The 12604-nt window shown below is 53.5% G+C and carries 8 protein-coding genes; all 8 read right to left on the bottom strand.

From position 1 onward, the window contains the following. Positions 1-369 precede the first annotated feature (369 nt). A complete protein-coding gene (locus ACOCF6_RS03820; protein WP_482459062.1) occupies positions 370-2754 on the bottom strand; it encodes a GumC family protein in 2385 nt (794 codons plus the stop codon). A 10-nt stretch (positions 2755-2764) separates the two neighbouring features. Beyond that, the gene (locus ACOCF6_RS03825) at positions 2765-3826 is read right to left on the bottom strand and encodes a polysaccharide biosynthesis/export family protein (RefSeq protein WP_482459063.1); all 1062 of its coding nucleotides are present in this window, start codon (positions 3824-3826) and stop codon (positions 2765-2767) included. Positions 3827-3944: 118 nt separating this feature from the next. Beyond that, entirely contained in the window at positions 3945-4682 is a 738-nt protein-coding gene (locus ACOCF6_RS03830) for a CpsB/CapC family capsule biosynthesis tyrosine phosphatase (protein WP_482459064.1), read from the bottom strand. Between the two features lie 116 nt (positions 4683-4798). Then, positions 4799-6994, bottom strand: a complete 2196-nt coding sequence (locus ACOCF6_RS03835) for an InlB B-repeat-containing protein (protein WP_482459065.1) — start codon at positions 6992-6994, stop codon at positions 4799-4801. A gap of 123 nt (positions 6995-7117) precedes the next feature. Continuing rightward, positions 7118-8185 (bottom strand): hypothetical protein, encoded by a 1068-nt coding sequence (locus tag ACOCF6_RS03840; RefSeq protein WP_482459066.1) that lies wholly within the window; start codon positions 8183-8185, stop codon positions 7118-7120. 119 nt (positions 8186-8304) lie between these two features. Further along, positions 8305-10482 carry a YjbH domain-containing protein gene (locus tag ACOCF6_RS03845; protein WP_482459067.1) on the bottom strand — a complete coding sequence of 726 codons (2178 nt, stop codon included), beginning with the start codon at positions 10480-10482 and terminating at the stop codon, positions 8305-8307. A 122-nt stretch (positions 10483-10604) separates the two neighbouring features. Further along, positions 10605-11156 carry an orotate phosphoribosyltransferase gene (pyrE, locus tag ACOCF6_RS03850; protein WP_482459068.1) on the bottom strand — a complete coding sequence of 184 codons (552 nt, stop codon included), beginning with the start codon at positions 11154-11156 and terminating at the stop codon, positions 10605-10607. Further along, on the bottom strand, positions 11153-12574 hold the full coding sequence (gene purF, locus ACOCF6_RS03855) for an amidophosphoribosyltransferase (protein WP_482459069.1): 1422 nt from the start codon (positions 12572-12574) through the stop codon (positions 11153-11155). Before purF ends, pyrE begins: the two co-directional genes overlap by 4 nt. Positions 12575-12604: the final 30 nt, after the last annotated feature.

Genomic DNA, 12604 nt, shown 5'->3' on the forward strand with positions numbered 1-12604 from the left:
CCGACATATTCGTCTCATATTGAGACGGCATCATGAGAATCCTGCAGAATGAGCGATCATGTAAAATCAAAACAACCTTCGAGATACTACGGGCCCGGAGCGTTGCATCATTCTCCCGAAGCACTGAAACTCGGTCCGAAAAAATAATAACCAAGAATGAAGGCGATTAACACGGCACAAATGATGATTAGCATTTGGTGCAGTTGCTTTTGCGCCTGCCTGCTTCCCCGGATACGGCGAATTCTTCGCTCAACCCATGAGCCGCTGTGACGCCTTCGATTATGGCTGCTGGACGGTGTTACTGATTGCTGTGGCATGGACATGTGCTCCAAACGAATAGCGTCCTTCTGGGAAAGTTCACCAAGTTTGTCATCTCAGCAGCTTTCGCCACCATGATTTCTTTGGTTTGACTTCCGCCTGGTCGTCGGCTCCGTAGTAGGCATAGCCGTAGTAGCGACGACCATAGTAGCCTTTTCCGTAATAGCCCTTGCCGTAATAGCCGTAGGAGTCGGAAAAGAGCGCGGTACGGTCGTTGAGGATAAAACCGGACACCGGAGCCTGCACTGACTGGAGCAGTTCCTTCATGCGCTGGGCAGCCTTGGCCGGGATGCGTCCGGATTCCAGCACCACCACGACCATATCGGTAAAGGCGGTCAGCAGAGGGGCATCAGTGACCGGGATGACCGGCGGGGCATCGATGATAACAATATCGTAGGATTCACGAAGCCCGGTCAGCAGGTCGCGCATATTGTCGGAACAGAGCAGTTCGGCAGGATTGGGGGGAATGGTGCCTGCTGTCAGCAGGCTGATGTTCTCGATTTCGGTACTGTGCAGTGCCTCGGCCACGGATATGTCTCCGGCCAAAACTTCGGTGACACCCGGACTTCGGGAATGATCGAAGATAACGTTCATTGACGGCCGGCGCAGGTCGCAATCCACCAGAATCACCCGGTTGCCGGCCTGGGCAAAAGTCAGTGCCAGGTTGGCGGCAATGGTTGATTTTCCTTCGCCCGGGAAGCTGCTGGTGATCATGATCACCTTGGTGTCACGCTTGAGCGAAGAGAAGTGAATGGCAGTCCGCAGACCGCGAAACGCCTCGGCCGTCGGGGATTTGGGCTTGTTCTGCACAACCAGGCGCGAGGCGCGGGTGGGAGCCTGTTCACTGTCACTGTCGCCTTCTATGGCCGGGATCATGGCCAGCAGCGGCCAGCCCAGGGCACGCTTGGCCTCTTCCTCGTCCTTGATGGTGTCGTCCAGATAATCCATGAAAAAGGCCGCCCCGACCCCGAACATGAGCCCCACCAACAGACCGAGCAGCAGGTTTTTCTTCTTCTGGGGCTTGACCGGCAGGTCAGGCGTAATAGCCGGATCAACAACCTTGATGTTGCTGATGGTGGAGGCCTTGGCGATACGGGCCTCTTCATGCTTCTGCAGCAGGAACATGTAGATGTCGGCATTAACCTTGGAAAGGCGCATCAGGCGGGCCAGATCACGCTCGGCTGCCGGCAGGGTACGCATCTTGGCTTCGTACTGCTGCAGCTGCTGCAGGATGGAGGTTTCCTGCTTAGCCAGATTCAGTTTGGATGTTTCGTAGGTGGATTGCAGTTTTTTCTGGATCTGGTCGATCTGGCTCAGGACAGCCTTGACCTGGGGGTGGCTCTCGGTATTTTCAGAAAGCAGGGCCCGCTTCTGAACCTCCAGTTCAGTCAACCGGGTGGCCATGGAGGCGATCAGCGGGTCTTCGCGGAAAACAGCCGGGGTGTAGACCTGCCCTTTGCGGCGTGCCTCCAGCAGGGCCGCCAGCGCAAATTCAACCTGTTTGCGCTGCAGGGTCACCGAGGCACGGTCCTTCTCGATCTCTGACAGCTTCTTGACCAGCTCTTCGGCCTCGGCATCCAGCTTGACCACACCACTGGTTGATTTGTATGACTGCAGGTTTTTCTCGGACTGGTCCAACTCGTCACGAGTGCCCTTGAGCTGATCCTCAACGAAGGTTACGGTACGGCTGGCCTCTTCGGTTTTGAAGGAGAGGGTCCGGTCCAGGTAGGCCTGCACGAGCGTGTTGACTACGTCCCGCGCGAGGACCGGGTCGGTATTGGTGTAGGTCACCTTGATGATATTGGTCTTCTTGCCAACCTCGCTGGCCTTGATCACTTTACGCAGAGCCACGACGGTTTTATTGAAGTTGCGCTGCTTCAGCCTGAAGCTGTCACCGGAATGTCCCCCTTTGATCTCGCTGAGCAACAGGGTCAGATTTGGCGTCCGTATCAATTGGCCGGTTTTGCCCTGAACGGTTGGGGAGCCGTCGGCGGATTTGACGATGAAGCTGTCCGGAGCGGTCATTTCTATGGTGTACTCTGGATCACGGGACGTCGATGCAAATTCGGTAATGGTTATATTGAGATCGCTCGTCTTGCGGGAGATGTCCCAGGTCAGATGCAGACGTTTGACCACCTCTTCAGCATTGGATCGTGATTTAAGAATTTCGATCTCGGCGTCAACCGGATTGGAGGAGTTGAGCATGGCCAGATCGCCCAGAATGCCCCCCTTGCCCCCCTTTTCATCCTTGACATGCAGGGTAGCACCGGCTTCATAGACCGGCTTCATGATAAAGGTGAACAATGCCACACCAACGAAGAGGGCGATGAAGGAAAACAGGAAAATGCGCCTGCGGCGCATGATGACGTTGAGATAATCGGTGAGGTGGACCTCTTCGATCTGGTGCTGCGGAGGAGGAGGCTGAGGGTTGTTCATCGAATCTCCGTTATTTCTGCGTTAGGAACTTGATTGAAACAAAGGGCTGCAGCAGAGTACTTACAGCCGTCAGTGAAGGCAGGATCTCATTAATGATATCGTTCCAGGTGCCGAATCTGTTTTTTGGGATATAGACCACGTCTCCCTCCACCAGCTGCATGGGGAGGGTCTCGCCACGACGGATCTTCTCCACATCAACCACCAGCAATTCGCCGCTGGTAGTGGTCAGGGAACGTATGATCCTGACGTTCTCCAGGTCCAGACCTACAGTACGCGGGTCGGCTGAGGCAATGGCATCCAGGATATTCATGCGCCCCTGGGCCATGGGATAAGGACCTGGTTTGTTGACTGCGCCAAAGACGAAGACATTCTGGGTGCGGTTATCCGGGATGAAGACCGTGTCACCCGGCCTGAGCCAGACATTCTGTTCGATGCGGCCGTCCAGGATCAGAGAGTAAACATCAACCGGGGCAATTTTTTGATCGCGCAGAAGTCGGACCCCGCGCAGATTGGCTGTTACATCAAAACCGTTGCCCAGGGTAATGCCCTGCAGAAAGGTCATCGGGCGGTCCAGGTAATACACGCCGGGTGTTTTGAACTGTCCCATCAGGTAGATCGGCTTGCTGCGGTATTCAGCCACTTCAACCACGACCGAAGGTTCCTGTACGTATTTCCGTAGAGAGGATTCCACCTTTTCGCGAATCTGGCTGACGGTCATCCCGGCGGCCGAAACGCTGCCGATCAGCGACAGGTGAATATTACCGTTGCCGTCAACGCGGCTCCCCTTGATGGCGCCGGTGCCGGTTGTTGTGATGCCGGTGGAAAGATCCGGACGAGCGTAAACGTTGATACTGAGCACGTCGCCGATACCGACCAGGTAGTCAAAAGAGGCCGGCTGGGGGTCTGAGGGTGCCAAGGCGGCCGAGACAGGGATTTTCTCCACAATAGGGGATGCGGGAGTGACAACGGTTTTATACAGGCCGGACTTGAGGTCTTCGTGGCCGGCGCAGGAGGTTAAAACAAACATTCCTGTCAGGAGTGCCAAGGTTGCGATATGGTGAAAGCGGAACATGGAGGACACCTATAGTAAAATTTGATTGGTAAATATACATTTCGATATGCTGCTAGTCAAACAAAAAGGGTACTAAGACTACCCTTTGGACATCTCAACAGCATCGTGGAAACAGCGGCTATACAATATGAGGTGGGAGTGACTTGAGGATACGACCGGCCTGTTCAGGTGCATGCAGATCACTGCCGAAACGGTCGTAAATTCCCTTGTTATGCAACTTGTCTGCAACGGACTGCACCTGACGCCCATAGAATCCGCAGAAGCTGCCCAAATTGCCCTGAAAGGAACAGCCCAGGTCGCGCAGATAGTCAAGGAGAGAGTTGCCGGTCGAGTCTGTTTGTTCCTGATTCCGTCGGCCTCGTTCGCCACCCGCAATCAGGTTTGAAATGGTGCTCCAGAGACCTCTGCCGGCTGCACGACGAGTTGCCGGCACCAGGAGATGGCAGCGTTCAGGGTGTGCAATTACTGGCTTGAAACCTGACCGAACAACACCGTACAGCAGTTGTCGAACCATATCAGCTGTTATGCGCGGCGGAATCTCGACCAGAATCTGGAGACTGTCTCCCAGTGGAAGCGGATCTTCCAGGTAGTTCAGCAGATATTCATCCAGGAGATATTCTCGGCCAGTGTGCAAGGTCAGAGAAATGCCGTTGCTGGTCAGACATTCCTGCAGCTCCGCAACACCCCGTCGAACGCCATCGTTTCCGGTTTCATAACACCCGCGGATCTGGTGAGGGGTGCAGTACACCTCCGTGAAACCGGCGGCAGCGAGCGATGCAGCCATGGCCAATGATTGCTGCAAATCCACCGCCCCATCGTCGATGCCGTGAAGTATGTGACTGTGCCAATCGATCATTGTGCTGTTCCTTGGTACCCGCTAGATCAATCAAAAATATCTGTAAAACAAAAAGCAGCCCCACCGGATTTCTCCGGAGGGGCTGATGTCATCAAGAGTCAATTGGATCCGATAGTCTACTTGACCTTGATATTTTTTGCATTCAGACGTCCTGCGTTGATCTTCAGGGAGCCCTTTACGGTTGAGAAATTGCCGCCGGGATTGGTTGCAAATCCGTTGCCTAAACCGCCGTTAAGTGACACAGTTAAGGCCTTGTTCAACTGCAGATTTTCCTGAAATGTGAAAACCTGGGCATCAATGGTGGCAGTGGAACCGGTTGCAGCGACGTAAGCATCAAGCAGCTTGGAGTAGAGTGCAGCCCCGTTGAGCCTGACGTTATCGTTGGAAGCAAAAGTGGCTCCGACTGATGTAAGCAGCTGATCCATTGGGACAATACAGCTTCCAGTCGATGTGCATGCGCCACTCCAACCACTAAAAGTAGAATACCAAGGAACTGTAGCAGTGAGCGTTACCGGATCATTAGCAACAAACAGATTGGTGCAGCCATTGGATGAACCGTTTTCACAGACAATACCCGCTGGACTACTGGTTACCGTACCGGTACCGAGACCAGTAGTGGTGACCGTAAGTCGTGGCTGCTCAAAGGTTGCAGTAACGCTCTTGGGAGTGTCCATAGTAACTTGACAGACACCCGTACCTGTGCAAGCGCCGCTCCAACCGGCAAACAGCCAGCCAGTTAACGGAGATGCCGTAATAGTAACCACATCGGTCGGACTGTATTTTTCAATAAAAGCGTTGAGGGAACTGTTAAATAATAACGTGCCAGGTGTAGCAGAGACATTTCCACTGCCTTGTGTATATACAGCCAGCAGATTCGTAGAATTATCAACACGCAGGCTCATAACAGTTGATGTAGCACCGTTATCAATACGTCCTGTTCCTGCCACCACAATCTTATTATCAGCCTGTTGTAAAGCAACCGCATTACCGGTAAACTTGCCAATACCGGAATATTTAAAGAGTGAACTGCCGTTGTTAAATGTTTCACTGGGCTGGCCGTTTTCTTTAAGGCGCTGTACCCAGACCGCACTGTTGGCGTTATCGGCATCATAGGTACCAACAACTACGATCATATGATCCGGCTGAATGACCACAGCATTACCAGTATCATTTCCGTTATCGCCAAATGAAGCCCCGCCGGTGAGACCGTTTACATAGAAAGAAGGATCAATGGAACCATTGCTGAGAAGCCTCTGTACCCAGATATCCTTTTTCTTATTTGACAAAGACAATGTTGTGCTTTTCGACCAGTCATATGTGCCCACCAGCAGGATAGTGCCGCTGTCTTTATCAATGGCAACTGCGTTGCCGGCATGGGCACCGCCGCTCCCCAGAGATACAACGCCTCCATTACCGAAGGTGGTGTCGATTTGGCCGGCGGGTGTTACCCGCAGTACCCACATGGCACTATTCCCACTCCCCAGGCTGCGTTCCCCAGTAACAACTATATTTCCTGAAGCATCCAGAGCCACGGCATTACCGGTGTGAATACCCGGCTCAGGAACACCCGCAGAAATCTCCCCTGTAACTGTGATGCTTCCATAATGGTCTGCATCAACAAAGTTAAATGTATTGTCAACATCCGAACCATCAGGCATTAAACGGATGATCCAGGCGGATGAATTTCCACTAAGATCGTCATGAGTTCCAACCACAATGATCTGGCCGTTTGTATCGATAGCAACTGCATTGCCTGAATCATTGCCGGGACTTTCATATACAAAATCACCTCTGCCCGTCGGCCCAAAACTGGTATCCGGTACACCTGCCGAAGTCAGCCGAATTACCCAGACGTCATTCCCTGTAGTACCATTAGGATTGGCATATGTTCCGACTACAACGATATTGCCGGTAGCAGGATCGATTGCGATCGCGTTGATTTTGTCCGCTCCACCAGCTCCAAATCCGAAAGCGCCATTAACATTGTTATTAAATGAGGTATCAGGAGTTCCATTCGGATTGTATCTCAATACCACGGCATCAGTATCGCCTGAACCGTTGTCATACGCACCAGCCACCAGGATCTTGCCGTCGGATTGCACAGCCACCGCGCGACCACTGTTGAACAAGTCTCCCGTAGCACGGGCATAACCTGTGACACCATCTCCAGAGCTCCCACCCGGTGAATAGGTCGAGTCCAGGATATTTACCGCAGCGGCTGCAGTACCGATACTGCCTGAGATGCCGGTTATCGCCAATACACAGGCAAAAACAAGCGATGCGGCTCTCAGTCTTACAGGGTTTGTTTTCATGCTGCACCTCCGTTGTTTGATTTTTGTACGTATACCTGAGAATTCTTCATAAGTTGGGTAAAAATATGGTCCAATACCTCTTGCAGGCAACCTATCTTCATAAAAAATCCGTTAAGCCGTTTGTTAGAATTGCGTACCTGTTCCGGTCGAACCGGTCGAACCGGTCGCTCCGGTAACAATGACCGAGATAGGCACGGTCACAACAGGTATCGTCGGTGGGCTAAATGGTGGTGGCGTAATGACAACCGTGATGGATGAACCAACAATAACCGTCACCGTGCCTGCTACAGCAGCATTGTACAGACCGACGGCAGATAAAAGTGAGGACTCCAGCTGTTTGGTAGCAGTTGGCAGAGCTCCGCTTGAAGTCGGTATCGCAAGCAAGGCGCATGCGGCGTTGACTGAACCTGAAGCAACGTTTCCGGCAACTATCAGTTGATCAGCTGGATTGGAAAACGTTATAACATTGCGGTTTTGTGATAGTATTCTGGTCAAAGCAACATCGAGAGCTGCTGAAAGCTTCGCAGTAAGAATGGACGGAGTTGCTATGTCTGCTGCAGTTGTCCCTGTGCTCGCCAGGTTTTGAGCAATTGCCTGCATGATCAGGGTCTGGTTATAGGCGTTGCGTGTTGTGTCGCTGGTAACAAGCGCATCTGACAGCGATTTTGTTGCCGCCTCAACGGACTTGACCAACAGGAGGACCGCCGGACTGGAATTTTCGGCAATATTTGTATCGTACTCGACCCCAGCAGGTAGAAGGGCTTTAAGTTTTGCCAGAACCCCCTTAGTTGGGTCAAGCGTAGGATTTGTCGTATCAAGCGCCACCAGAGTCGTCAGCGGGGTGATGTTTCTGGCTCCGGCAGGTGCAAACATCTGGAGTGCAGGCTTACCAGTCAGTGTATCGGTACCACCTTTAGAGACAACAATATAGCTGTAGGTGGGGAGCGAAGGCAGGGTATAGCTACCATCAGCAAGAGTAGTTGTAGCTATCTCACCGCCATCCTCTACAAATCGAACGCCTGCCTCAACCCTGTCGGCAAAGATTCGTGCACCGCTTACCGGTCCCTGCACCGATTTTCCCGTCTGTACATAATTGGATGAGGAGGAAGATGCTCCGCCACCACAGCCGTTCAGCATCCCCGCCAACACAATCAATGCTGCATAACGAAACAATTTTGATCTAAAAAGCATATCAACCTCCTGTAGTTAGATTCAGATATATGTATGGTCTCATAATATTACTCTAAAAATTTTGATAAAATATAACTTACTCTCATCATAAGTCAATCTATTCCTGACGATAAATATTTTCATCTCACCCCGACTGGAACAGTGCGATACCTCATCCATGCGTCCCTGAGGCGTTCCAGATGCAGCCTGATGTAGCCGGCGTTCAGCCGGTCGCGATTGTAGTATGAACTAGACAATGCCGGTGTCGGCTGGGGATTTATCGCAAGCGCCTGTGTGAGGACATCATTGGTTTTCTGTTCGCCGATTGCCAATGTTGTCTCCTGGGCATACGACCATTCATTGTTGCCGCGCACCTGGATCGGCCCTACCTTCAGGTCCTTTCTCGGCGTCAGAGGAAAAGCGAACTGGATACCGGCCGCCTGCCAATGTTTGCCTTCGGCGGTTGTTGAGTTCTTATAATAGGCAGATACGGCAGTATCGGCGAAAAAACGCTTCAATTCTAGGCTGAATCCGCGGTCCTGCCCCCAGAACCTCCCTCCGACTGCCTCCAGCGACAGATCCAGGGGGGCATAGAGATAGCGGTACGAGCCCAGATACACATCCATTGTGCGACGGGTATCCGGATCGCGGGCCCAGGCCTGTACACCCCTCAGGCGATGTGCGCCTTCAACCGAACTCCAGGTAAGTTCGTTCAACGTCCCGTAGATATTATGGAGTACCAGACCGGCGCCAAGATTGGCCATGAGGCCCGGAGCAAGATTGACTCCCTGGAAGAGCATGGCCCGGTCCATGCGGGCATCAGTTCTGCGGTCACGAAAAAAATTTCCATCATCAAAATTCGCGCTCCAGATCAGGGGGATGTCCCAGCGCGCCTGGAACACGGCACCTTTCCAAAGGTTGGACAGGATTTCCGGCCTGAACGACAGCACGTAGTCAAACACCCCCAATTCGGTACCGACGAACGTCTGCAACCCCGGAGCCAGGATCAGTGATGTATTGGGAAACTGAAAGCCGCTCTCTTGGGGATAATAATAGGTATCCTCAACAATGCCCGTGTCATAGCTGAATGCGATGGAGTCCTTCAGTTTCCGGGAATTTTGCAGCGGCTGTTTCATGAATTCACGCACATCCGCCAGAGGGGCCGAGACAACAGCCACCCGGATGCCTTTGCGAACGATGACAATACGAAGTGCCTCGAACTGCTCTATGGCCTCCTCCGAGATGATACCTGCCACCACTCCCAGAGCATCCAGTTCATTGTGGTTATAGACAGTGTTTTCATATTCAACAACCAGTTCCCGGCTTATGCGCTGCCCCACACGGACGTTGACAAAACCGGCTGCAACAAGGCGCTTCTGCAGCAGGCCAAGATTTGCAGATCTATCAGGAGTGACGGCATTCGTTGAATCAGCAGAGGAAGGTTTGTCAAACAACGGGGAGGGAAGCGAAATAGCGGTAACCGGTGGAGTCGAGGCTGCACGAGAAGATGCGGGCGAAGGATCTGTTTGAGCAGGGAGTACAGCGGGGTCCTCTTGAAGCGAGCCCCGAGGCGCTTCAATCCTGGTATCCGGCAGGATTCCGGACCTTTTTCGAAAATCCAGCGGAAATGTAACGCCCATAGCAATATCGATATTTCCCGGATTATGATTAAGTGCGGATTTAAACGTGGCGGCCAATTGGACGGGTGTTTTCCAGATCTCCGGCGTCACCAGGCGGATACCGGCGTTCGTGTCTCGGGTGTCATGCTCACCCAGCAGTGTCACCCAGTCATGAACCTGGAACTCGACACCGCCAAAGCCCCCCTTCATCCGCTCGGAACTGAATCCGTAGCCGGCTGAAAACCTGAATCGCCAGAGGTCCTCGGAGATGACCACATAACGGGACTGCAGCAGATTGGCGCCACCCCCGACATCCTGGATGCCGGCCGCGATGACTGGCCAGTAGGCATGTCCCCTGGTCAGGGGCGCCGATGTCACCTTGAACGATGCCGACAGGTCCCGCATCCTGCCAGGCGCCTCAGTCAAGCGACCGCCCAGCTCGAAAAAACTGAACAGGCCGAGTGACATGAGGTAGTTTTCCTGACGGTTCTGTTGGTCGTTACGCCACATGTACTCGCGCTGATCAGTGATCATCAGGTGAATACTGCCTTCACTGTTGACATGAGCACTGGGCGTATTGAGGATGCCGGTATACCCCTGTAACGAAAGCATCGGCTCTTTGGCCGGTTCGCCGGCACTGCTTGCAACGGAGTAGAGCACAACCAGTACCACCAGCGACATACCGGAAAACAGCCTCATGAGCACCTCAAGCCAGTTAGTTGATCAGCAGCAACAGAAAACTACGGGAGGTATACCACATTGTGCACTGCATGTAATGAATAAAAATTCATTCAACGTGCACACAGTGAAGCTAATCCGTTCTACGCCCCGACCAGCTGCGATTTGGTAAAGATCGTTCTCAACCAGTAGCCTTCGGCTTCGATATTTTCACGGCCACCCTCTTCACGGTCCACCAGGGTGACGATACCGAGCACCTTGAGTCCTTCTTCTTCGGCTCGACGGACCGCCTTCATGGAAGAGCCGCCGGTGGTGACCACATCCTCGACAATAACCACCCGGGTTCCCGGCGGCAGGTTCTTGCGGCCTTCCAGCCACTGGCCGGTGCCGTGTCCTTTGGGCTCCTTGCGGATGATAAAGGCATGCAGGTTCTGACCGGCCAGGTGGGCGGCGATCGAGGTAGCGGTAGCGATGGGATCGGCTCCCAGGGTAATTCCGCCGACCGCCTCTACCCCTTCCACATCCTTGATGGCCTCATAAAACAGTTTACCGGTCAGAAAGCCGCCGACCGCATGCAGGGTGGTCTGTTTACCGTCGAAGTAGAAATCGCTTTCTCGGCCCGATGCCAGCTTCACCAGTCGTTTTTCGTAGGACAACTCCAGAATGATCTTCTTTAACTGTTCGCGGTCACTCATCTGCTCTGCTCCTCCTCAAAAAGTCCCATCTGCGGCAATTCCGCAGGTTTGGGGAATGCAACCGGGTAATCTCCGGCAAAACAGGCTTTACAGAAATTCGTATTATTGAGCCCGACCGATTTCAGCAGGCCGGCCTCAGACATGTACCCCAATGAATCAGCGGTGATATAGCGGCAGATCTCATCGATGGTGTGAGACGACGAGATCAGCTCCTTGCGGTTGGGGGTGTCGATGCCGTAATAGCAGGGATAGCTGGTAGGGGGGGACGAGATGCGCATATGCACCTCTTTGGCACCGGCATCCCGCACCATCTTGACGATTTTCCGGGAGGTGGTGCCGCGCACGATGGAATCGTCGATAACCACCACGCGCTTGCCCTTGAGAAGCTCCCGCACGGGATTGAGCTTGATCTTGACGCCGAAGTGACGGATTGACTGGGCCGGCTCGATAAAGGTACGGCCAACGTAGTGATTGCGGATCAGCCCCATCTCGAATGGTATGCCCGATTCCTCGGCATACCCCATGGCGGCCGGCACCCCGGAATCGGGCACCGCAATAACGACATCTGCGTCCACCTGGTATTCCCGTGCCAGCTGACGCCCCATCTCTTTGCGGGTCAGGTACACATTTTTGCCGAAAATGGTGGAATCCGGTCGGGCAAAGTAGACAAATTCAAAGATACAGGGGGTCGGAACAACCTTTTTAAAGGGAAACAGCGACTCGATGCCCCCGTCAGTATTGCAGACAATCATTTCACCCGGCTCGATTTCGCGGATGAACTCGGCCTCAATCAGGTCCAGTGCGCAGCTCTCCGAGGCAACCACCCAACCCGAACCCAGTTTCCCCAGGCAGAGCGGTCGAAAACCGTTCGGGTCGCGCACGGCGATCATGCGACTCTCCGTCAGAAACAGGAGACAATAAGCGCCCTTGATCCGGCTCAATGCCTCCACGATGCGATCAACCAGTGAGTTGGTACGGGCCACCGCCAGCAGATGGATGATGATCTCCGTATCCATGGTGGTCTGAAAGATGGATCCGTAGGCTTCCAGCTCGGCCTTGAGCAGCTGGGCATTGACCAGGTTGCCGTTATGGCAGACGGCGATGGAACCGCGGGAGTAATCCACCATGATCGGCTGCACGTTCTTTTCCACCGAAGCCCCGGCTGTAGAATAGCGCACGTGGCCGATGGCGGACCGGCCGGGCAGTTTTTTGAAGACATCCTGATTGCTGAACACGTCGGCCACCAGGCCCATCCGTTTGTGGGCATGCAGGGTCGACCCGTCGGATGAGACAATTCCGCAGCTTTCCTGTCCACGATGCTGCAGGGCATACAAACCGAGATAGGTCAGGTTGGACGCCTCGGGATGATTATAGACACCAAAAACGCCGCATTCTTCTTGGGGACGAGACAGATTCATTGGATAAAACTCCTTGGGCAAGAAAACATC

It is taken from the genome of Geobacter psychrophilus, from assembly GCF_056821595.1.

Bases quoted from the DNA above. Each gene is read 5' to 3' on its own strand.
- ACOCF6_RS03820 (WP_482459062.1), bottom strand. From the start codon at position 2,754: ATGAACAACCCTCAGCCTCCTCCTCCGCAGCACCAGATCGAAGAGGTC.
- ACOCF6_RS03825 (WP_482459063.1), bottom strand. From the start codon at position 3,826: ATGTTCCGCTTTCACCATATCGCAACCTTGGCACTCCTGACAGGAATG.
- ACOCF6_RS03830 (WP_482459064.1), bottom strand. From the start codon at position 4,682: ATGATCGATTGGCACAGTCACATACTTCACGGCATCGACGATGGGGCG.
- ACOCF6_RS03835 (WP_482459065.1), bottom strand. From the start codon at position 6,994: ATGAAAACAAACCCTGTAAGACTGAGAGCCGCATCGCTTGTTTTTGCC.
- ACOCF6_RS03840 (WP_482459066.1), bottom strand. From the start codon at position 8,185: ATGCTTTTTAGATCAAAATTGTTTCGTTATGCAGCATTGATTGTGTTG.
- ACOCF6_RS03845 (WP_482459067.1), bottom strand. From the start codon at position 10,482: ATGAGGCTGTTTTCCGGTATGTCGCTGGTGGTACTGGTTGTGCTCTAC.
- pyrE (WP_482459068.1), bottom strand. From the start codon at position 11,156: ATGAGTGACCGCGAACAGTTAAAGAAGATCATTCTGGAGTTGTCCTAC.
- purF (WP_482459069.1), bottom strand. From the start codon at position 12,574: ATGAATCTGTCTCGTCCCCAAGAAGAATGCGGCGTTTTTGGTGTCTAT.